Here is a 22,112-nt window from a genome sequence, read left to right as displayed (position 1 = left end):
GATGGTTACTCACGTTCAATGTTCAGTTGTTGGGAAAGCACAATAATGCCGATGGGGTTGAGTCGTAAGAACTCAATGGATTGGGTGGCTAACTCGTATTTATCCATTAATTGCCATTGCAGGCTTAGTACCAGTTTTTCTTTGGTGCTTTTGCCCATTCGTTTCGTCGTCCGAGTTAAATAAATATTACTTCGGACCACATCACTTTCACTGCCATCGACTTGAATGGCGGTGATTTGGTCGTAATGCTCAATGCCATCGCGCAGCTCTATCGTGACAGTGTCACGACTTGTTGCGATACTGGCGGCTTTTTCAATGGCGTTAAATCCATTGCTTGAGAGAAAGTCATTTTTTAATGACTCACCCATGAATATCGCAGCGTCAGACCAATCAATGGCAATGGTTGATGGATTGATTTGATAACGAAGGGTGGCGTATCGACTCAATAAACTGTCAATGGTGGTTTTAAAATAGAGCTGACTGTCTTGAGGGTGGTAGTCAACGATGGACCATGATCCATTCGGAGCGAGTTTGACGTACACGATTTCTTTGTTGTTGTTTGCCTTTAAAAAGGCAAACCAGGCAAAGGCAATAGCAAGAAAAAGAACCAACACGAGTGAAAGAGTAATGGCGAACCATCGATTGCGCTCAGCACGAAGCGCCGCTTTTTGTCGATGTTCACGCTCAATGGCCTCGGTGCCACTTGGCGTATCGACAACAACACTGGATTGCATAGACATTCCTTATAAACAGTTTAGGTGGATGGCGGCATGAATTTCCCCATGGCCATTTTAGTGAGTTTGGAGGCACCAGAGGACGCGCCTCGACTTGGGGAGGCCACTGCGCCGACTAAAGCCGTCGTTATAGTTAATGAAGACACCACAAGAATGATGCTTAAAATACCGGTGACCAGTACATCAATATTATCGGCCCCATTCATTGCCATATTGACGACTCTGTCTGTAGAGCCGCAGGATGAAAAATCGGTTGAATCGCCACAAACAATGGCGCCGATGGAAGAGAACTGAGCTTTAATTGCTAAGGCTACCAAAGAGCCTGTGGCTCTAAGCACAATCAATAAAAAGAGGCTGCCAAGGGTGAATCGAAACCAACCGTCAAATAAATTTCGAGTGGCTGGGTGTATTAATAGGGGAATAAATAAAACCCCCAGTATCTTGGCTAGAGCTAAGGTCCATACTGCCCACGAGCTGATGGCGAACATCACCAGTTGTAAAATAATGGCCACGAGATACCACAGCGCCGCGTATATCACATCCCCTACAGGCATCATAAAAATGGAGACGTCTTCGTTATACATGGAGTTAAACGCATGAGTGACCCACTTAAATAAGAAAAAGGGATCCCGATGCCCTGTGGCCACTTCTTGAATGATGAGCCCAAGCTCATCAAATAGCGCGACGGCATTATCAAAAGCGACTTGATAACTGGTAAACAAAAGCAAGGACACAAAGACCATGATGGTGGCGTTCACGGCACTTTCTAAGTCAAATCCATCGAGCATGAATTTGGCCCATTCAGTGAAATAAACAATCACGACCAGGACAATAAATAAACTCCAAGTGAAGGCGCTTATCTGACTGTTGTTGAGTAAAGTATCGACAAAGACCGTAATGTCTTGGGCGAACATGTCTCTAAAGCTGCTACTGGCACTCATCGTATTGGCCTCTCATCAATTACAATGCCATCGGCTTTGGTTTTTTTGATGCGCTCTAATTGACGTAGTTTGGCTTCGAGCTCTAATCGTGCGGCTTGATGACTTAAGCTATTGTCGGCGCCCATTGAAGAGAGTTTCATTTCATTATTGGTGGCGATTTGGTCAATCAGTATTTGGTTTTGTTCAACCATGAGTTGTAAGGTTGCAAGCTCACTTTGTGAGCCTAAATTGACCCGTTGTTTATCAACGTGCGCGATGTCTTCACGGCTTTGTGCATTGAGGTTTCGATAAAATGCGCGCTCTACCGATTGATTGTTCGCATCACTGGCGCGATTGTAAGAAAAAGCAATGTCGCTTGGGACGTAAGTTAGGGCGTCTTGTGCAAGTGCTTCTGTATCACTGCGCGTGCCGATGTCATCATAGCGGCGGTTAAGCTCAACGGTTTGGGGGACATCCGTGTCTTTGGTGTGGTTCTCATACAATCGGTTCATGTCACTGCTGATGGCGCGATAATCTTTTCGCTCTAACTGGTTTTTTAATCCTTCGACTTGATTAAGAAGTACTTGGTATTCCGTTAGGGTTTGAGTGTATTGGTCGATGGCGGTTAGGAGTTGGTCGGTGTTTAATCCGGTTTGTTTAAGAATTTGCTCATACTCTTTGATGAGTTGAGTGTATTGGATCACAGCTTGCATTAAATTTGCGACGTCGATTGTTGGAAAACCGGTTCCTGACGCGGGCAGTGATAAGCTACTGCTTATCATTACTGCAATGAGAGTTCGTTTAACGATCTGCATATTTATTTCCTTAATCCGAGCTCATTCACTATTTTGTCGATGGCCACATCAATGTTGCTTTCTTGGGCGTAAATACGGACCGCAAGGGCGGCTTCATGCGGCCTTGAGGTTGCAATAACGTATTGCTCTGGCTCCACGTGCAAATTCACAACTTTAGCGACACCAATGTCCATTTGTTTAATGAACGCTTGTTGCTTTGGAATGAGATTTAAAATGACTTGGCATTCGTGAGGGGAAAGAAAAGGAAAGGCGTCGATGTACTCGTGCTCACTCATTTCTTTGTCACTCATGAAAATAAAGGTGGTTGCGGCGCTGCGCAGTGTGGACCATTCATCAAGAGAGGAATAGTGCTTAGGAGATTGAGTCCAAAATCCCATGCCGCCGCCATGTTTAAACCACGTTCGGGCTTTTTTAATGAGAAATTCCGCGGCGCCTTTTTGGGAAAGAACGTATTGGCACTCATCGACTTCTAAAAATTTAGCGCGCTCTCGATAGTCAGGGTTTTCAAACAAGCGAACCGCTCGAAAGAAGAGCTCGGTGTTCACTAACGCCGCTAAACGAGGGGTATCTTTGACGCCTTCGGTGTTGTACACCGAAAACGGTTTGTCTAAGACGCCAATGGCGTCCACGTCATTATCAAACAAACGGCCATAAAGCCCGCCTCGTTTAAAGTACGCCAATTTCTTATGAACACTTGGTGCGCATTGCCCAAGCATGGCGGAGAAGTTTTTCAGCGCCTCATTGTCTTGGGAGATAGTGGTCAAAATGGCGTGGTCTAATTGTTGTTGCTCCTCTGAGGTGAGCGTCTGCAGCTCAATGGCTTCATTCTCTTGAAGCATGAGACGTATCAGTCCCATCATGTGGCGGCGAAAGCCGTCATCATTACTTCCAGTGGCCATCATAAACGGGTTAAATCCTTCACAGCTTTGGGTGTCACTTAAGCGAAAAATAGCGCCTTCTTCTTGAAAAAAGCGCGCAATGGGCTCAGAGCCGTTATCAATGTCCATGGCGCAATACATGCCGCCTAGCTTTGAAAAATGGGTGGCCACGCAGTTTTTAAAAAAGGTTTTTCCGCTTCGGGTTGGGCCCACACCTATGACTAGGCATTTATCGCCAACAAACGGGGTGTAATGAAACGGCACGCCGTCATCACTCTCTAAGATGTATAAGGCTTCTTCTTTTGAGGCACCAAACTCCCATAAAGGCAATCCCACGTTTGAGCGATAAAAAAGAGACAGGGCGGCGGCTTGGGTGGTGTTGATGGTGCTGGTACGAAGCGAAGTGGGCATGGCACCAAGCAAGATACTTTCATACGCATCAAGCAGTCCAATGCTTTCCCATAGCAAATGAAAGTGCGCGTTCTCCAGGACTGAATTAAGGCGCTTAACCCTTTCATTAACTAAATTCGGCGTAGTATCAAAGACAACGATTGTGGATTTAAAGGTGCCGTACTTATCTGAGTCGTGATTGATGCCATCTAATTCAGATAACGTTGCCTTGAGTCTTGGATTAGCATTGATTTTTTGTCTCATTGAATCGGATGAAGAGGTGCCCATGACTAAATCGGTGATGGTCACTTGTGAGCGATAAATCTCATCTTCACGAGACTTTACCATTCGATGCTTCTCTGGATTTGAGAAGGGAGTGAAACGAGTAAAGAAGAGGTAATTGCCTTTTTCAAGTGAAGGGGCAAGCTCTGAGCCCCATGCGCTCTCTGGGGTACTTTCCATTCCGACGCCTTGCACACTGGCAATGCGGGCATAAATGGTTTGCTCTGCGGTGACTTTTAAATAATGAATGCCATTAATGACAACCGGTTGAACTTCCACGGTGGCCAAGTATTTATCCCAATCAGAGCAAGGGGCCATTTCGTTCGAGCACGATAAATAAGACGGGGATAAATGCACTAAGGCTTTTTGTAGAAAAAAGAGTTGACCATCATTGAGCTTATTGTTTGAGAGTGAGCGAAAGCTTAATCCTAAAAGTAACTTATCTAAGGCGTCATTGAGTGCGTCCATTTGAGCCAGCAACGCTCTACCTTCGAGTAAATGACATTCTCGATGAGATAACGCTAAAAGCAACTCATGTCTCTTGTCTTTATTAAAGAGTGCATTAAAAAAGGCAGTAATCAGTCCCTTGCCTTCGGTCAGTGATGATGAAGGGGCAATATCAATCGCCCAATAAAGAAAAGACTGGTTGATGTCTCGCTTGTTCGTTAAGAACTCAGCACGACGCGTGGATACAAGGTTGCTTCTTGGGTTATCGCGCTCTGATAATGTCACAGGGATATTATTTTGGTGAAAGTAATATTGCGTCAAACTTGCATCAACAGGTAAGCGTTGGATGAGGGAGCGTAATAGCTGTGTAATTAGGGATTTGTCGGTGTCACTGAGCAGAGCGGGCTCGGCGCCTGACAGTTCAAGAACGCCAATAACATGGCCAGTATCAGTGATGGCCATGGAATCCATGGCCGCAAAGGTGTGAATGGCGTGATTTAATGCGGCCATAATGTCTCCTGTTTAGAATCCTTGTAACCAAGTGATGAGCGTACCGATACCAAATAATCCAATGGCACCAATACAACCTCGAAAAACCCAACCCATGGCGGCACCTGCTTGTTTGGGGATGAATACCCATAAGCCAATGCCTGCCACCAGAGCGACAAAAATGACAAACAGAGTGCCAGTGCCTCCAAGAAAATCGACGATCTCTTGGAAGAAGTCGGCAATGGGACCAAAGATACCACCGCCACTTGAGCCCAAATCGACAGAGCGCGCGTAAGCTAGAGCGGGAAACAGAGGAAGAAGCAAAAGATTAATGTGGGTGTGTTTCATTTTTTTCTCCATTGATAAAAAGGAATGACTCGATGAGTCAATAAGACGCGAACGTCTTTTTTTTCAATATTCATTGAACTAAAGGTGGGGCGAACTAAGGAGTGCATCCAAAGTCGCCATGCATAAGGATCGTCTTTATGAATGTGGCGCATTGGGGTAAACAGCAGTAAGGACCACCCAAACCCAAGTAATAAACCAATAAAAAGCCCACTCAATGAAATCAATAAGCCTGCACCAAACCCACTAAAGAGTAAGGTAATGGCGAAGACTTCTACAGGAAGGCCAAGAATTAGGGTGATATTTTTTAGGGCTGAGGTGTGTTTGAGTTTTGGATTAATTGTTTTTGAAATCATTTGTTCCCCGCTCGATTGTTAAACCAGTTGGGGTTTGCGATGCATTTTTTTGGTTTCCAGCTCAACGACATCAATGGATTGTCGATGATCTCTTGAGTTTGTACCGGCTTCATTACGTTGTCCTTACTGTTCATTGAAGGGGTTACCCAAAACAGTCGATGAGGTGAGCTTTTTCCTATACGGGTAGGTGAGATGATAATCATTAATGGCCTACTTTTTAGAGGGAAGTTACCTAATATCACTCAGTAAAATGAGATTAGGAAACTTAAGATATTAGCGTTGCAGGGTTTGATATGGCTTGAGAGGCATAAAAGTTTTAATGACATTACCATTGTTGTCTCGGTGCCAGTGTAATACGCGATAAGAAAGAGGTTGAGTAAATTGGATGGCTTTATCTACGTTGCTTTTTTTAAGTTTTGACATAATGGGTCCTTCCAAAAGTAAAATCCAACTCACATTACAATCAATCGGATGCATTGATTACCCTGCCAAATAGGGGGTGATATGTCCTTGGGACACTGACAAATTATTACGGGCATTTGTCGTTAATCATCAAAGAGGGCGTCTTGACGTTCACACGTGAATAATCCGGGAGATGATAAGCCTTGGCGCTGGTTATTAAAGAGCAAAAGTTTTATTAATTAGGTTTGGCTTTTTTTTCAATTAATTGGGTTAGGTCAAAATTAGATTTAGGGTGATTATGTTTCAAGATAATCGATTCTAAAATATCGGAAATTAATTTTGTTGTCCCACCATTACCATGTACTTTATATCCAAATTCAGTTGCTAGATCGGTAATGTCGCTAGGTAATCCATCTCTAACAGGAATAGATAGTTGTGCCATATAAGTACCTATTAATTTGATTAATGTAATGTAGATATAATAAGTTAATGTATTATTTATTTCGTGGTGATTAAGAACAAAAATAATCAATTTTAATATCATGTACTTAAATTATATGTACGAGTTTTTTTATTGTTTTATGGTCATTATTGTTATGTTTAATTTAATTGATGTAAATATTGATGATGTAAGTGGGTAAGAAGTAGGTGGCTGTTAGAGGAAGTGAGTAGAAGTGGGTAACCCACTTCTACTATAGTTAGCGTGTTTTTATATTTTTTGATAAAAATACATTATCGCCATCTAATATGATGAAATCATTAGGTAATCGTAATGATGCAATTGATTTTTTAATGTTTTTATCTACGTGTGGAAATATGTTCACTTTAATATCGTAAAAAGTAACACGTTTATTATTTAGAATAAATTCAAATAGTTGATGATTAGATGAGCGTTCTCTAAATGAACATAACATCATTGTGTCTATATATAATTCTCGCGTATCTTTTATATATATAATCTCGCCAGTGTGAATGTTCTCTTTTTTCAGTAATAGTAAAAAGAGAATGAAATTTATAGTAATAGATAAAAAGAAAATCATAGCATCTGTTTAAATTCATTAACTAGCTTTGATATTCCTTTTCTCGCCTCTAAAATAGAACCACATAGCATATAGGCAGGTGTAGTGATAATTTTATTTTTTTGATCGATACAAACTTGATCTGATTGTACTTCTATATGCTGGCCTCCAAGGCTCTCGATAATAGAGGCTGTGTCTGCGTCATTTCCGATGGTGCATCTAGGTTTATCATAAATCTTAGGAAGTAGAACTGGCGATATACACATGTACGCAGACGCTTTTTGTTGCTCTTTGAATTGAGATAACACTTTTTCAATATCATTATCGATAGAATACTTTTCGCCTAGGATCGCAAAGTTAGATAGGTTTTTAGCAACGCCAAAACCACCAATGACAATGATGCCATCAAATTCTTCGGCTTCCAAGTCTTTGATATCTTGTATGTTACCTCTCGCTATTCTTGCACTTTCGACGAGTATGTTTCTGACACCTTCTTCTTCATCTCCGGTTTGATGGTTTACTACATGGTGTTGGTTTTTATTTAAAGAAAAAATGTTATAGCTTATATTTGCCTCTTCTAATGCAAGCATTGTTAATATGGATTCATTGATTTCAGCACCATCTAAATAGCCACATCCAGATAATATTATAGCGATATTTTTTTTCATGTTAGCCTCTGATATTTTTTAATTTATAGGATAGTTTTTCAGTCGTTTTATTTTGATAGAGTTCCATAACATCCGTTATTTCATCTATTTTTACAGGAATGGATTTCTTTTCATCGCAAGCAATGATATTTACATCATTCAGAAAGTTTTTAAAGTCAAAATTTTCCTTATACCAATTTCCTAGCCTAGGAATTGATGATTTTAAACTGTTAAACTCGTTTATATAAACCGATGTTCTATGCTTTAACATGTTTTCTATTTTAATTTTTAGTGTTCGATTATTTAAGTTTTGACCAAGTATTGATTTTAGTTCAACCAACTTTCCTCTTGAGTGATACCAAACTTGGCTTCTGACGTAAGAAACGGTCATTGATGGAGACAACAAATCATATTGAAGGGGATGGGGTTCATTAACTTGAGGGTTAAATATATACAAAAACCAGCCAAGTAATCCAAATAAAGAAAAAGAAGCTAACAGTATATTTGAACGTTGTAATTTCAAAATAAGCCACCTTAATTTAATTAATTATATTAAGGTAGCTTATTTATTAAAAATTTTCTGAGATGTTTTATCCAGAAATATCATGTGAAATAGAGTGATATTTATTAAATATCACTGAATTATTACTCTCATCAATGTTAATGAACGTAATTGCTTTTCTTTTACGTTTAATTTTTCTTCACACCGAACTAAGGTTCTACGCAGGTTAGATAAATCTAGGCCTGTAAACTTAGCGTATGCTGATAGATTTCCGCCTAGAGCCCAAAACATGAGAACTTGGGATTGTTTCTCCGTAAGTTCAGGAAATAGTTTTGTTGTGACGTCTTTATTGATAAGCTTTAGTGTAGACATGCTAAATACCTTTTTATTTAGTGTGTTTAGCTAACTAAGTAGGTTGCAGCCTACCTAGTTAGCGATTGAAATTTGCACATAGTACTGGTTTTTTATATAAGTAAATTACATTTAATGTCATGACAATAATTATACATAGGTGTGTAGGAAAATCAAATATGTTAAATTTCTATAATGGCATAGTGGAATCATACTAATGAAAGATGATAAACGAGTGAGAGGGCGTCCTGAGAAGGATATTACTCTTGATAAAAAACAAGAAATACGTTGTACAGAAGATGATAAAAAGTTATGGAAATTAGCATCTAAAGAACACCGCTCTGTTAGTGATTGGGCTCGAGATGTCTTGACGAGTAGTGCTAAAAAAACATTAAAGAATTAGAGACTAATATTTTTTTCAATGTTGAATGCTTAGCTGTTAGCTTATCAATTAAATTAATAACATTAATTTAATGTAAATTGTGTTTTTAAACTGGACATTTTTTATCGCTAAATCTATAATGCGTTTAGGTTCTGGAGTCAAAAGTGCATTACATAGCACGCTACTACATAGTATTCTATGTAGTGTATTTTTCAGAATTAGAATGTGTTGGACTCTCAATCCAACGATATAGCATTTGCAAAAAAGCCGACTTCCTCAACTGGGTCGGCTTTTTTGTACCTAAAATTTGTCAAAAAACAATCAGTTGATCTTTGTGATCATTTGTTATAGATTGGATCCATTGTTTGGAGTGAGACCCAAACACCCTATAAACAGTTGAGAATCTAATTATGCCAAATACAATCTATGGCTGCCTCTTGCAGCAGAGAAAACCCAGACACCACTCCTATCATCGTAATACCTTAGCTTATGCTTTGTGTGATTATGTTGAGGATGTGTCTCATGAAGCCTTCTGATCTTCACTTTACACTCCAATCCAAAAAAGAGTATGACGCTGAGTATCGTGCTAAACGTAAAGTGCGTAAGCAAGAGCTGATCTCGCTTCATCATTCTGTGGTTGAAGAAGAAAACAATAAGAAGCCTAAGAATCCCTTTAAATTTGATTTTCGCTCTCGACGTTTGCTGCGCAGCGGTAAATGGGAAACTTTGCCGCCTGAATACGCGCGTATTTTAAAATCGTGTGAAGAGTTCATTGATAACCCTAATCGTTTTCCTGCGCTGAATGCCTGGGGCGGTGAAGGCGTGAATAACATTCAATGCCGACGATTAGTGGCGAGCGTGCTTGCTTGCATCATTGTGAATACCGACTTAATCGGTGGCCGTATCGGATTGCCGACGGAAGCTGGCCTTAAAACCATTAGTTATGATCATTTACAAGAAGATTATGCGTTACGTTTTGGACGTTTTATTTCGCCTAAGTCGTTCGCTAAAGCGATCTCGTACCTAAAACGCGCCGGTTATTTACACAGTGAACGTGTTAACGTATGTGTTGATATGACTGAGGGTACGATTCGTAGTGCGCCTGCCTATAAACAATTCACTGAGCGTTTCTTCTCTGATTTAAAAGTCGTTCGTTACAGTAATATTTGTGCGTTGATTATTGCGTCTCGAAAACGCCAAGAGCAAAAAGGATTACGTTTTTCTTGGATGTCGTTCCGAGAAATCGCCTCTGGTGTACAAGAAGTCTTTAACGCTGAGAAGCTCAATGGCTTTGCTCAGAGCGTTAAAACCGTCTTTGAAGCGTATCAGCCTCACCTTTCTCCCCATTGATGTGATAAACGTATCCGCGCAAGCGGAGGTATTCGCACGTCTGAGCCTATTGAATACGTCTTTTACTCCCCTTTTATATCGAAATACCAGGGCAATCAAGACTTAACGCCTCCATTATCAGGTCCTTTCTTATCAATGTCCTCTCTATTTCTTTATCCACAACTAAGGTAGTGCAAGAAAGTCACCTTAAAAAAAAGCCCTAGAATTGGAAACAATAAGCGACTGCGGTTATGAGTACTCACGTATTAGTACTTTGTATTTAAATAAATAAGTAAATAAATATTTAACAAAAGAATAAGAGCATAAGTACCTCCCATTCATTTTTATCACCCTTATCTCTCTCACTAACGCCATCGATAAAAAATGAACGGGCCCCCAGCCAGTTCAAACCATCGTTATAAATAGGTTCATCTATATCACTGGCTGCGCTGAACATTTCTTTCGTCATACGACAGGAAAATCCAATGCACCCTGAAAAATCAACGCACTTAAGAGCATCTTGGCAGGAAAGAAGCAGAGGTTGCTGTTAATTAGGTGTTATTTCTTTCTCTATGCGCTCACAATCAATCTTGTGGTAATAAATCGCCCTAAACTGTTAACTCATTCCATCACCCAGTCATGACCCTTTCAGCTCTCTTTAAACCAGCGCTTTGTATTTAAAAACAGTTTTAACACGTTAAACAGATCATCATGATAGAAGTGGTACTCATTTTTTGTGATTGGGCTCGTTGCACTCGGCAAATCACAGAAAATCGAGCTTATTTTACAAAGCTCTAAACTAAAAGCGGTTTCTCCAAGTGAAACTAATATATAGATATCATTAGGTACGTTAATTATGAAAGGAGATCAGAACACTTTTAACTTAACTCCTATTCTTATTCGTTTCGGTTTTTCTAATCCATTTCAGTAATACTCACTTTGTTTAGTTGATCCTTAAATAATGATATACACTGTATGTACACACAGTAAAAGGCAGCAGTATTATGCGAATTGAAATGATGATCACCACAGCTCAACTCCCGAAAGAAGGTATTTCGCTTATTCAACAAGAAATGGAACGTCGAGTCTGGGAGTCTTACCCCGATGCGCGTATTCGAATTAGAAAAGGCGCCAATAATCACCTTGATATCTACGCACCTAAAGACGATAAAAAAGCCGCTAATGAAATTGTTGAGCAGATGTTTAATGAGGCCGAGGAGTGGTTATATACATAGTGTGCCTTTGCTCTTATCAATTTAATTATCGCGGTGAGACGGAGTCCATAAAATTGAAGGGGAATACCGTATATCTTTCTGATTTTCTGATAAAATATGTCCTCAATACTGATTTTCTTTAGGACGTTGTCCTAACGAAATCAACGCCCTTTTTTTAGTAGCGAGATCCATGAGTAAACTTAACTATCACCAAACCTTGACTCATTTTACGACCTTGGCTCTGCTTCATTTATACAGTTATATCGAGAGAACCTCACAGTTTGTTCCAGTTAAAAAACGCAATGACATGTTCATCCGATTTTTTAAAACACACATGAAGTTACCTTGTAACACTATCATTAAAAAAGACATTAAAACGTTGATGGTAAGCGCCCGAAAAGGCAATAACATCGAAACTAAATTGTGGGCGTTACATAAAGTAAACAACCTGTATGGCGATAAATTTACTGACGCAGATCATTTGTTTATTTTATTGACTTACCTTCATGAAAAACACGGTTTTACCTCTTCGCTGGATGAGCCCGAAAGTCACCGAGAAAAAGGGATCCTCTATACCAGCAGTGAGGAGATCAATACTTGCTTTAATGACGACAATCTTTTAATTACCCCATTACCTCTATTTATCATTATGGATGAGCCTGAGCGGCTGGTTGAATTAATTAATGGTCATGGAGGAATGTTTGTCGCTGAGCTGGCCTCAAGCTCGACAACTGAGGGATGTGCGACGATTGTACTGCAGAAAGTGGAGACTAGCCCTTCTTCATCCCCGGGAAAATAGGAGGAAATAATGCACAATATACATTATCACCGAGTATTTAATGAGTTTACGACCGACGCATTGCTTCACCTTTACAGTTACATTGCCTCTTCTTCTCGTTTTATGCCTAAAACAAAACGCAATGAGTTGTTGCTTAAATTCTTTAAGCAACAAATAGTACTACCCCGGAACGTATTGATAAAAAAAGACATCAAGCTCTTAGTCTTCGTTGCCAAAAAAGGCGGAAATGCGGAGGCGAGATTGAATGAGTTACATCAATTGAACCTGGATTATAACGCCAAGCAAACGGACGCGGATATTCTGAATTTGTTGGTTTATCATTTGTATGAAGATCACGGGTTTGAGTCGATGCTTGATGAGCAAGATCTTTATCGTGAGAGTAAAGTCATTTACACGAACCAAAAGGCATTGAGTACCTCTTTTGATGAACATAACCGCTTTATTGCCCCGTTGTCTTTTTATATTGATAGTCTGAGTGCCGCTTTTTTGGTGCAAGCGATTAATGAGATGGGGACGTTATTTTGTGCGGAACGAGGCATTATTGACGAAAATAAGTATTCTCAAGTGATACTAAAACGAGTCCCTGAGTAATAAAAATCGGAGGTTTTTTGTCATACTTTTGGTTAGTTAACCAGAACAACTTCTTGGTTATTGATCCAATTTATTGGTCGATAAATAAAAAGATAAAAATTGAATTTATTTAACCTATTGATATATAGGTATTTTAATGTTGGCATTCTAATTGCTCTATCTAGGTTAACTCGTGTAACACACGCTCCTAAATAGAATGCAAAATAAGGAATACAACGATGCCAACTCCTGCGTATATGTCAATAAAAGGCGAAGTTCAGGGCGATATCACCAAAGATGCCTATTCAGCAGATTCTGTCGGTAATACCTGGCAGGAAGCACACATCGATCAATTTTTAGTTCAAGAGCTTGATCATGTATTAACCGTTCCACGTGATCCACAAAGTGGCCAACCTACTGGCCAACGTGTCCACCGTCCGGTGATCGTGACTAAGCAACAAGATCGATGCTCTCCATTGTTATTTAATGCGTTAGTGTCTGGTGAGAAATTACCGGAATGTAGCATCAATTTCTACCGTACTTCCACGTCTGGTAAGCAAGAGCATTACTACACCATTAAACTTATCGATGCATTATTGGTTGATGTGCAAACTCGCATGGCTCATTGCCAAGACGCCGCAACCTCAGATCGCGTAACAGAAGAAGTTCTGAAGTTTACTTATCGTGCCATTGAAGTAACGCACGAAACGTGTGGTACGGCTGGCGATGACGATTGGCGTAAACCTCGCGAAGCGTAATGACGCGAAGACATAATTTTAAATGAGGGCCCTGTTGGCCCTTTTGTCGTATTAGTATCAGGTAAAAGACATGAGTAAAGAGATAGAATTTACGTTTACGGTGTTTGGCACAGCCCATGAGTTTCGTGTCGAGAGTTTTCATGTGGTTGAAGAGTTGTCTCGCCCTTTTCGCGTCACTTTGTCATTACTTTCACTTGATGCGGATATCGCGTTTGATGGATTAAGTCGAAAACCTGCTTTATTGACTCTGATGGGTCAGGGGATGGGGAATAGTCGTCAATTTCATGGTGTTGTGAATGAGGTGCGTTACTTAGGGGTTGGTCGTCGATTTTCCCGTTATCAAATCACCCTCTCCCCTCAATTATGGTTTCTAACTCAGCGTCAAGATTGTCGGATATTTCAAGATAAATCTGTAATTGATATTGTCACTGAGGTGCTTGATGGCGGGGCTGTGACCGATTATCGTTTTGAGCTTTCTGCCGCCTACCCTCCTCAAGAATACGTGCTTCAGTATCGTGAAACGGACAGCCATTTTGTTCAACGTTTATTGGCTGAGCAGGGATTATGGTATTACTTTGAGCATAGTGAAAGTAATCATACGCTAGTGATTGTCGATAAAAATGATGCAATACCAGAAATTATCAGCTCACCAGAAAATGCTTCTTATATGGGACCATTCGTGTATCAATCTGAGGGGGGGCGGAAATGCAGATAGGGAGCACGTCTTTGAGTTAAGCACTTATCATCGGGTTCGTACCGGTCACGTGACTCAAACCGATTATAACTACGAGCAACCCCGTATTCCTCTGCAAGTGGAGCAACAAAGGGATCGAGATACTGATTTGGCGTTTTTTGATTCCCCAGGTCGTTACGCTGAAGCCTCTCAAGGTCAGTTACAAGCGGTTTCTCTTTTAGCGGATAATCATCTTGAAAGCCATCAAATAGAAGCGGAAAGCAGCATTATGCGCTTAACGGCAGGCTATAGCTTCGAGTTGATAAGACATCCAAGAAAAGCCATAAATAGAGATTATACGTTACTGTCAGTAAGCCACTCTGGTCATAACCCACAAGTGCATGAAGAAGAGTCCAGCGGTCTACCGACCACTTATCAGAACCAGTTTATTTGTTTGCCACGAGACGTTGAGTTCCGCTCCCCTACACTCTCCGCTCCTGTGGTTGACGGACCTCAAACGGCTGTCGTTGTCGGGCCGGCAGGGGAAGAGATTTACACCGATAAACTCGGACGCATTAAAGTGCAGTTTCATTGGGATCGTTATGGAAATAATGATGAGTATGCAGGGTGTTGGCTTCGTGTGTGTCAATCAATGGCGGGGCCTACTTGGGGCGCGGTCTATTTACCGAGAATAGGACACGAAGTGGTCGTGACCTTTTTAGATGGGGATCCTGATAGACCATTAGTAACTGGTACGGTATATAACGGAGTGAATACCCCGCCCTACCCATTACCTGAGAACAAAACTAAAACGGTGTTTCGTACCCAAACTCACAAGGGTGAGGGCTACAATGAAATGTCGTTTGAAGACGAAGCCAATCAAGAGCAAGTTTATTTTCATGCTCAAAAAGACATGAGATCCAAGGTTCTTAATAACCGATTCAGAACCATAGGGAATGATGAAGCGCTAACCGTTGGACGTAATCAAGAAAATACCATCAAGCAAGACAGAAAAGAAACCATTGAAGGTAATAAAATTTCAATCACTAAGCAAACGTTCACGGAAACGATTGAGCAAGATGTCAAGGTCAGCTACAACGCTAATATGGAAAAGAACGTTGTTGCTAAACAAACGTTAGAGGTTCATGGGGATCGTAATAGTACGGTGGGAAAAAATGATGAACTGACGATTTCTGGTGATAAAAGCACGATCACTATGGGGGCAAGAAGCAGTGACATTAGCGCTGACGATACGTTAACTGTTGGCAAACTCTTAACAGTAGAGGTCGGAAGCAATGCCTCCATGAAATCCGATGGTGAGTATACGATTATTAGTGCGGATGAAATTAACGCGACAGTAGGCAGTTCCGGTTTCATTTTAAAAAATAACGGCACCATCACTTTGTATGGCTCAAATATTACGATTGATGGCTCAGGCTCGGTCGCCTTAGTTGGGGGGAGTGTTGCGATTAACCCTGGCGCGGCGGCCAGTCAAAGTAGCAGTGTGAGCGTTAACCCTCCTCGTACTTTTTCAATGTCGCCATTGGCATCAACCAAGCCTGTGATGAATTCTTCGGTGTACAGTGAAATGGTTCAAGAAGGCTCAATTATTAAAGAGCTATGTCAATGCGGTCAGGGGGATATATGCAAACTGCACAGTTAAACAAACAATGGCGAGTTAATGGCATTGAAGTCCCTGTCTTTGGGGAGGAAGAGATCCTTTATGCGGTTATTGAACCCGAATTATGGCCTGAGTGGAACGTCGAATTAAGCCCTCATACCCATGAGCTAGAAATCGTTAATTTATTTAATGCAACCCCATTTAGTGCGATAAAAAATGGGCCCGTTGTTATTAACATAACGAGCGCTCAAGTCTTGTTGAATATCTGTATAAAAAAAATGAGTACCACCCATTGCGGTGCATTATTTCATACGGCAAGTACAACAAGTCGCAGTGAGTTGATGTACTCCCTACGTAATGCGTTAGTCGTTAAAAAAGGCGTTGGTGATCTCTTTCTTCGATATTACGATCCGAGAGGATTATTGCCACTAGTCGCCTCCCTCTCAGATGAAGAGCGTCGTGATTATTTTTCTCCTATCAATAAAATAACGTGGTTTAACAAGAGGTGGTTAAGTGTTTCTGTATTGGCACCTATTGCGGCCCCGTTTTCCGATTATCAATGGAGTATGACCGAGCTGCATCTTGCGTCGATGACATCCATTTCAACTCAGTGGTAAAGGAGTAATCACACCATGAGTCCATCTTATATTGTTCAACGTGGCGATACGTTGCTTAACATTGCGATTAATAATGACGTTGCTTTTACCACCCTGCTTGAGTTAAACCCACAATATCAGCCCAATCCTGATTTAATTCATGTGGGTGATAGCGTTCGCCTTCCTGAAGTGCTGAACGATGAGGTGGTAAAACAGGGGTATATTATTGAGCCCGTGCACCCTCGTCCTGTATCAGATACCTGTACATTGATGTCTCCACCAGTGTGTCAACCAAAGGAGGTGCATGACATCTTATTTGTGACAGGCGAGCATAAAACGGATTTTTACTGTGTGGGAGAGAAGGCGCATCAATTTGTAAAAGAAGAAGTTAAGGAGACGGATAAGCTGATTAAAGGTTATGTCGAACTTCTTAATGCAACACCTAATGAAGAAAGTGCAACAAAAGAGCAAGTGGCATTACATGCAAAAAAAAGACAAGCGTGGTTAGAGGCGGCGAGTTATGCAGGAGCTATCCACTTATCTGAGTCAAGTCTTGATAGGCAAAGTCAAAGAAATGAAGCAAGAAGACAAACAAACGAGAAAAACAATGAAAATGCGGAATTTATAGAAACACAAATTTCCGAGCTTAAAAAGGCAAAGGCGTTTGTGACTAATTACGATGAGAATGGTTTTTATGTCGATAACGTTTCTGTTGGTGCATTAAGATCAGAAGCGCTTGTGCGTATTGATACCGACCTAGGTTTATTACGTCAGCAACAACTGATCATCGTACAAAAAAGTGCAGAGAAAGCGCAAAGTAAACCATCACCAATAAAACCAAATAATCAGTCAGTCAATCATGCAAATATAAAAGGAAAAAATAAGTTAAAGCGTCATTCAATTGAAGTTTTTTCGGTGCTTGAGAATAAATATATTTATATTCGTGCTGATTTTTTTGACCGAGAACGAGAGCACTGGCGTCAGCTACCAGATAGAACCAATACCAGACAAGCGTTCATTGATAATAATAAAAAAGGCGTCATGAAAGCCGTCGTAAAAGACATTAGTGCTGATATAAGAAGTAATATAAAAGAGGGTCCATTAAAAAATCAGATCGCGAAATGGGATGCAAAAGGATGGAATTGGCTTGAATCCAAGAAGGAATATAACTTATGGGGAGAAGGGGATAACACCAAAATAGCCGTGAGTTATGAAGCACAATTACTTCGCTGGGGGGCGAATGCCGCAGCGACCATCGATAAAACTGGGATTGCTATTGGTGGAGATGCGTCGGTTTCTCTTGCAGAGGCTTCGGTAAAAATAGAAGGCTTCTTACCTTATAAAGGGGGCTACGCAGCTAAGTTAACGTATACCGATGCAAATAAAAAAACCGCCACCTATGCTTTTGGGTGTTTTAGGCTCAAAGGTGAAATGCAATTAAGTGCCTTTGCTGGCGGAATGGTGAGTGCTGGTGCTTCAGCTGGAAAAATACCTCAAGGGGATGGCAGTATTGGTGCCATGTACAGCCCTAATGTTGCTATAGCGACCTCAAATAGTAGCGGTCAGGTAGGTCTTAAAGTGGGTGGTTTTGCAGGAATGCAGGTCGGCGGTAAAGTTACCGGCAGTGCGGAATGGCAAGCCCCACCGAATGTGAAAGAGAGCACTCACATTGATTTTCAAAAATTAGCTGAAATTTCAGGAGAAGGAAACATCGCTGGTGGTCTTGGTGCTGGTGTCGATTTTCAATTAGCTTTTAGGGAAGGGGCTTTTTACTTTGCGTGCTCAGGACGTTTGGTATGTGGTCCTGGAGGGAGTGGCAGCTTTGCTTCTTTGATTAACTTAGAGCAGTTGTGGGAGCTGGCGAAAGTGATCCTTCAAGGACTTCAATGGGTAGGGTATCGATTACTTGAAAATATAGATGAAGAGGCTTACAACTATTTAATTAAGGCCAGTTATTTAACCTTTGCTTCTGATATTGTTAAAGACCCTGTTGAAGCATTAAAGCAAGGTGTTATGTTAGGTCAAGAAGCTATCAACTTTGTATGGAATGAGAGAGATGCAACACTTCAACGTCAAAAAGAAGCTGACATACTCTCTCAGCGTATCATGAATGAAGCAGTGTTTAGTGGTATTCCCTCGGACCAATTGTTGCCTGAAGTGGTTGGTATGATGCTCAACACCTTAGTGGAAGACTTTTTCTTGCGAAGTGAAGAAGCTCAAGAAAGCGCTATTTGTTACTTATTAAAAAAAACCACTTACAGTTGGCGTAAGTTTGAAGAAATTTTATCTCGCATGAACGATTTTGGTACGAGAGAAGCAGGCTACGAAAAGTTATTTGCTAATTTAAAACGTATTAATACGGTGTTAGATGGAGAGCAGCAAAGAGAGTTCAATGGTTGGGTTTATCGTTTAGCAAAAGCGAAAAAACAGTCAGAGTTAATGTCCATGCCATTTACTCCAAAAGCTGAACTAAGTTGATGATTGTTAGGTAGTGGAAAGAAAGCGGTAACTTAATAAAGATACGCCCCTAAAGTTAGGGGCGATAAATGTTAAAGGTTAATTACGAGAGGTAGCTGGCGTTTCTTGTTGAAGAGAGCAGCGAAAACTATTACTTGGGTAATATCTATCTTCTTCAATATTGTTCGGGATTCTGGCAAAAGTCATTGTGGCTCCTCCCGCATCTCGCATTATTTTTTCTTTCCCTGTTTTTGGCCCTAGTGGATTGTGCTCTGGTGATTCTTGGTAATAGGTTGGTGAATACCAATCATTAACCCACTCACTGATATTATTACTCATACCATATACTCCTAATGGGTTGGCTGACCAGCGCCCAATATAAGCTTCTATTTCTGTGCTGGAATTGGCTTCTTCATCGGTATAATTAACACGATAGCCTGTTGAAGGGTTGTTATAACCAGAACCAAGAAGTTGTCGATAACCATTGTTAGTTGCATAGTAAAGTTTTTTACCGCGACTGCGGGCTGCATATTCCCATTGCGCTTCGGTTGGTAAGTCAAAAGGCAGCGCTGTGAGGTTACCTAACCATTGGCAGTAACCTTTTGCTTGCTGCCAATTAATTGTTCTTGTTGCACGATTAGTTCTGCGTGTTAATAGGTATTTATATTCTTTAGAGTCTCTTTCGATAACTTCGCCTTTAATAATATGATACCCATCCATTTTATCAGCAGCGACAGGTAACCCGTTAATTTGGCGCATCCACTCCATATCCATAAAACTGGTTTCATAGGTAGACATAGAGTAAGAATCAAGCGTTACTTTGTGTATATTATTAGCACCTGTGGTTGTGCTTGATGGGGAAGCAAAACATTGTGAATCTGGTTCCCAATCTATTCGATTGATTGTCCCACTTGGAATTTCACAAGGAGCTCTAAAATCCCCCATTTCAAAACTTCCGCCTTTTACAAAGACTAAATTTTCAATAGCACGAATTGCAGTATTTAATGTATGTTGTTTCAATTCATTTGATGCATCAGGGTACAATTTTTTGATGTTGGTAATGACGGTATCAATCTGTTGTTTTGATACCGTTTCACTTGATGCGCTGATAGAGGAGTTGGCATCGTTGCAGCCGCTTAATAATGGCAGTAAACAAGCCAATCCTAACCATTTGTTTTTCATAATTCTTCCTTATAATTTTATGTTTTTATTTTAAGCTATTTGAGCTTGAATTGCAGGAAGTAATCTGTGAGGTTTACTCAGTTTTCTATTCATTAAGTTCACTACGAGTAAGAACTGTTATTAAAATACGAGTTACATACCTTTCGTATCAAAGTTAGCCAATGAGATAATTTGAACCTCCATTTTTTTTCGGCTATTTTTAGCTCTAATTTGATGTTCGATATTAGCTATTTTTTGGTTTGATTGTGGTTTAACTCAGACTGAGGGGCTGTTGCAAATAATTTGAGCTTGTAAATAACTCTTACAACAGACTCATTATTATTGAAAAACAACTTCAATATTGAGTAAGCTATTGAGAAAGGAGGCTCTCTCCCGCGCTGTCGTTTACGTTTATCATTGCTCAACCAAAAATCGAATCGTCCCTTATTCAGCATTCGTAAACATTAAAATCCTTGAATGGTTGACCAAGCCCGTTTTCGTATTTGAAACCACCCGAGGCAACGACTAGCTTTTTGATAGGGCATATTTTTACTTGCTCTTTTAAAGGGATTTTCCAAAACAACCCCCATTGTCCCCAAAAATCAGGCGTTAAAATAGGATTTTTAAACCATTAATTGAAAAAAGCACTCTTTAATGGTTTAAATTAACTCTCTAGTGCTTTATTATGTATTCATAGTTTTTTCATGAATACCGAGGCAATAGAATGAGCACAATTCTTGATTCTTTAGATCTTGTTTCAGAGCGAATGCAACAAGAGCAATCTGATTTAAAAGCGGTGATAAAAGAGCGAATGCAAATTAAAGTCACCGACACTGAGATTAAAGACAGTGTTGATCGTCTTATCTACAACCACTGTTTAAAAAAGAAAGAGCTTCAAGAACTGTTTGGCCTATCTCGCGTAACATTCAATACTCGTATCGATGAAGCAATTGAGCAAAGTATTATTGGGCAACCAATCATTCAAGGCCGAACCCATTTATACAACCGTTTTGATGTTGCCAATTTCATGAACTTCATGGAATACCCAAAATATTCACAACGCTTTAAACCAACAACTATTGTGGTCGAAAACCATAAAGGCGGTACTGGTAAATCAACAACGACGGTAACTTTAGCGACTGCGGCAGCGTTAGATTTAAACCTAAATGCACGATGCTTAATTATCGATTTAGATCCACAAGGTTCGACGGGACAAAATCTAATTCATCAAGCAGATGAAGACTCTGTATATATGACTGCTGTTGATGTCGCGTTATCAGAGTTAGAACCTGAAGGGTATTTCTCGCAATATTTAGACTCTGGTTACGATTACGCTGAATTGGTCAAAGCCATCCCATTTAAAACCCACCTACCAAACCTTGATGTCATCCCTGCTTTTCCATCGGACGAGCGTTTTGTTGATGCTTATTGGGGACAAGATGCAGAAGGGCAACAAGAATTATTAAAGCTCCTTCGTGAAAAAATTCTATCGGTATTAAAAGATGAATATGATCTAATTTTCATCGATACACCGCCACAGAACTCACCTATTTTATGGGCGGTAAACGAAACGGCTGATGCTGTACTTATTCCTGTGACGCCACGCGAGTTTGATTTTGCTTCAACCAGTAATTACATGGCCACAATGCCAAGTACTTTTAGAGAATTACCATCAAAAGGTGAAAACCTTAAATGGGCAAAATTATTACCCGTAAATTTTGATGAAAAGAGCGCTCATGAAGTGAAGGTATTCGATAAATTATTACGTGCCGCGCAAGGGCATTTATTATCGACTTCTATTCGACATTCAGAAGCTTTTGTTGCAGCAGCAGAAAGCAATAGAACGGTTTTGGATATCAGAAAATCTGAACAAGTCTGCAGCGGCAAACAATTCGATTTAGCAATGACTTCAGTAAATGCTGTATACCACCAGTTCATCACTGAAATTAAACAACTGGCAACCAAAGGACTGTAA

23 protein-coding genes and 2 pseudogenes are annotated in these 22,112 nt (G+C 40.4%); 10 read left to right on the top strand and 15 right to left on the bottom strand.

What is annotated here, in order from left to right:
• Window positions 1-5 precede the first annotated feature (5 nt).
• From AACV33_RS01255 to AACV33_RS01200, 12 genes are all read right to left on the bottom strand, one after another.
• Entirely contained in the window at window positions 6-734 is a 729-nt protein-coding gene (locus tag AACV33_RS01255) for a VirB8/TrbF family protein (RefSeq protein WP_182699721.1), read from the bottom strand.
• A gap of 20 nt (window positions 735-754) precedes the next feature.
• On the bottom strand, window positions 755-1,675 hold the full coding sequence (locus AACV33_RS01250; protein ID WP_182699720.1) for a type IV secretion system protein: 921 nt from the start codon (window positions 1,673-1,675) through the stop codon (window positions 755-757).
• Entirely contained in the window at window positions 1,672-2,469 is a 798-nt protein-coding gene (locus AACV33_RS01245) for a hypothetical protein (protein WP_182699719.1), read from the bottom strand. The genes AACV33_RS01250 and AACV33_RS01245 overlap by 4 nt, the downstream gene beginning before the upstream one ends.
• 2 nt (window positions 2,470-2,471) lie before the next feature.
• Window positions 2,472-4,976 (bottom strand): VirB4 family type IV secretion system protein, encoded by a 2,505-nt coding sequence (locus AACV33_RS01240; RefSeq protein WP_182699718.1) that lies wholly within the window; start codon window positions 4,974-4,976, stop codon window positions 2,472-2,474.
• Between the two features lie 12 nt (window positions 4,977-4,988).
• Window positions 4,989-5,303, bottom strand: a complete 315-nt coding sequence (locus AACV33_RS01235; RefSeq protein WP_105064456.1) for a hypothetical protein — start codon at window positions 5,301-5,303, stop codon at window positions 4,989-4,991.
• Window positions 5,300-5,656: a hypothetical protein gene (locus tag AACV33_RS01230; RefSeq protein ID WP_182699717.1), complete on the bottom strand. Its 357-nt coding sequence runs from the start codon at window positions 5,654-5,656 to the stop codon at window positions 5,300-5,302. Before AACV33_RS01230 ends, AACV33_RS01235 begins: the two co-directional genes overlap by 4 nt.
• Window positions 5,653-5,859: a hypothetical protein gene (locus AACV33_RS01225; protein ID WP_182699716.1), complete on the bottom strand. Its 207-nt coding sequence runs from the start codon at window positions 5,857-5,859 to the stop codon at window positions 5,653-5,655. Before AACV33_RS01225 ends, AACV33_RS01230 begins: the two co-directional genes overlap by 4 nt.
• 70 nt (window positions 5,860-5,929) lie before the next feature.
• Window positions 5,930-6,079, bottom strand: coding sequence for a hypothetical protein (locus tag AACV33_RS01220; protein WP_182699715.1), 150 nt, complete (start codon window positions 6,077-6,079; stop codon window positions 5,930-5,932).
• A 214-nt stretch (window positions 6,080-6,293) separates the two neighbouring features.
• Window positions 6,294-6,500, bottom strand: a complete 207-nt coding sequence (locus AACV33_RS01215) for a hypothetical protein (protein ID WP_105064454.1) — start codon at window positions 6,498-6,500, stop codon at window positions 6,294-6,296.
• 594 nt (window positions 6,501-7,094) lie between these two features.
• Window positions 7,095-7,745, bottom strand: coding sequence for an isoprenoid biosynthesis glyoxalase ElbB (elbB, locus tag AACV33_RS01210; protein WP_182699714.1), 651 nt, complete (start codon window positions 7,743-7,745; stop codon window positions 7,095-7,097).
• A gap of 1 nt (window position 7,746) precedes the next feature.
• Window positions 7,747-8,247 carry a hypothetical protein gene (locus AACV33_RS01205; RefSeq protein WP_220488567.1) on the bottom strand — a complete coding sequence of 167 codons (501 nt, stop codon included), beginning with the start codon at window positions 8,245-8,247 and terminating at the stop codon, window positions 7,747-7,749.
• A 111-nt stretch (window positions 8,248-8,358) separates the two neighbouring features.
• Window positions 8,359-8,598, bottom strand: a complete 240-nt coding sequence (locus tag AACV33_RS01200) for a hypothetical protein (RefSeq protein WP_182699713.1) — start codon at window positions 8,596-8,598, stop codon at window positions 8,359-8,361.
• Window positions 8,599-8,794: 196 nt separating this feature from the next.
• Between AACV33_RS01200 and AACV33_RS01195 the strand changes: the two genes are divergently transcribed.
• Together AACV33_RS01195 and AACV33_RS01190 are read left to right on the top strand one after the other, a co-directional pair.
• Window positions 8,795-8,980 carry a hypothetical protein gene (locus AACV33_RS01195; protein ID WP_182699712.1) on the top strand — a complete coding sequence of 62 codons (186 nt, stop codon included), beginning with the start codon at window positions 8,795-8,797 and terminating at the stop codon, window positions 8,978-8,980.
• Window positions 8,981-9,481: 501 nt separating this feature from the next.
• Window positions 9,482-10,309, top strand: coding sequence for a hypothetical protein (locus AACV33_RS01190; RefSeq protein WP_182699711.1), 828 nt, complete (start codon window positions 9,482-9,484; stop codon window positions 10,307-10,309).
• Between the two features lie 283 nt (window positions 10,310-10,592).
• Here the strand turns inward: AACV33_RS01190 and AACV33_RS01185 are convergent, their stop codons facing one another.
• Window positions 10,593-10,757: a hypothetical protein gene (locus AACV33_RS01185; protein WP_182699710.1), complete on the bottom strand. Its 165-nt coding sequence runs from the start codon at window positions 10,755-10,757 to the stop codon at window positions 10,593-10,595.
• Between the two features lie 535 nt (window positions 10,758-11,292).
• Between AACV33_RS01185 and AACV33_RS01180 the strand changes: the two genes are divergently transcribed.
• From AACV33_RS01180 to AACV33_RS01150, 7 genes and pseudogenes are all read left to right on the top strand, one after another.
• Window positions 11,293-11,523 carry a DinI-like family protein gene (locus AACV33_RS01180; protein ID WP_182699709.1) on the top strand — a complete coding sequence of 77 codons (231 nt, stop codon included), beginning with the start codon at window positions 11,293-11,295 and terminating at the stop codon, window positions 11,521-11,523.
• A gap of 169 nt (window positions 11,524-11,692) precedes the next feature.
• Window positions 11,693-12,301, top strand: coding sequence for a DUF2913 family protein (locus tag AACV33_RS01175; protein WP_182699708.1), 609 nt, complete (start codon window positions 11,693-11,695; stop codon window positions 12,299-12,301).
• A gap of 9 nt (window positions 12,302-12,310) precedes the next feature.
• Window positions 12,311-12,892 (top strand): DUF2913 family protein, encoded by a 582-nt coding sequence (locus AACV33_RS01170; protein ID WP_182699707.1) that lies wholly within the window; start codon window positions 12,311-12,313, stop codon window positions 12,890-12,892.
• Window positions 12,893-13,110: 218 nt separating this feature from the next.
• Window positions 13,111-13,629 carry an Hcp family type VI secretion system effector gene (locus AACV33_RS01165; protein ID WP_012548873.1) on the top strand — a complete coding sequence of 173 codons (519 nt, stop codon included), beginning with the start codon at window positions 13,111-13,113 and terminating at the stop codon, window positions 13,627-13,629.
• Between the two features lie 70 nt (window positions 13,630-13,699).
• Window positions 13,700-15,965, top strand: a pseudogene (locus AACV33_RS01160) (type VI secretion system Vgr family protein).
• Window positions 15,947-16,540: a DUF4123 domain-containing protein gene (locus AACV33_RS01155; RefSeq protein ID WP_182699706.1), complete on the top strand. Its 594-nt coding sequence runs from the start codon at window positions 15,947-15,949 to the stop codon at window positions 16,538-16,540. The pseudogene AACV33_RS01160 and the gene AACV33_RS01155 overlap by 19 nt, the downstream one beginning before the upstream one ends.
• Window positions 16,541-16,555: 15 nt before the next feature.
• Complete coding sequence (locus AACV33_RS01150; protein WP_182699705.1) at window positions 16,556-18,997, top strand: LysM peptidoglycan-binding domain-containing protein; 2,442 nt, start codon at window positions 16,556-16,558, stop codon at window positions 18,995-18,997.
• Window positions 18,998-19,075: 78 nt separating this feature from the next.
• On the opposite strand, the gene AACV33_RS01145 is transcribed toward AACV33_RS01150, so the two are convergent.
• Together AACV33_RS01145 and AACV33_RS01140 are read right to left on the bottom strand one after the other, a co-directional pair.
• Window positions 19,076-20,158 carry a formylglycine-generating enzyme family protein gene (locus AACV33_RS01145; RefSeq protein ID WP_182699704.1) on the bottom strand — a complete coding sequence of 361 codons (1,083 nt, stop codon included), beginning with the start codon at window positions 20,156-20,158 and terminating at the stop codon, window positions 19,076-19,078.
• 318 nt (window positions 20,159-20,476) lie between these two features.
• Window positions 20,477-20,678 (bottom strand): annotated as a pseudogene (locus tag AACV33_RS01140) (IS6 family transposase); the annotation flags it as partial.
• Window positions 20,679-20,861: 183 nt separating this feature from the next.
• On the opposite strand from AACV33_RS01140, the gene AACV33_RS01135 reads away from it, so the two are divergent.
• Entirely contained in the window at window positions 20,862-22,112 is a 1,251-nt protein-coding gene (locus AACV33_RS01135; RefSeq protein ID WP_182699703.1) for a ParA family protein, read from the top strand.

The sequence above is a fragment of the Aliivibrio sp. SR45-2 genome (assembly GCF_963890165.1).
Classification (GTDB): domain Bacteria; phylum Pseudomonadota; class Gammaproteobacteria; order Enterobacterales; family Vibrionaceae; genus Aliivibrio; species Aliivibrio salmonicida.
Note: the sequence above shows the minus strand (reverse complement) of the source record. Positions and strands in the feature narration are given on the sequence as shown.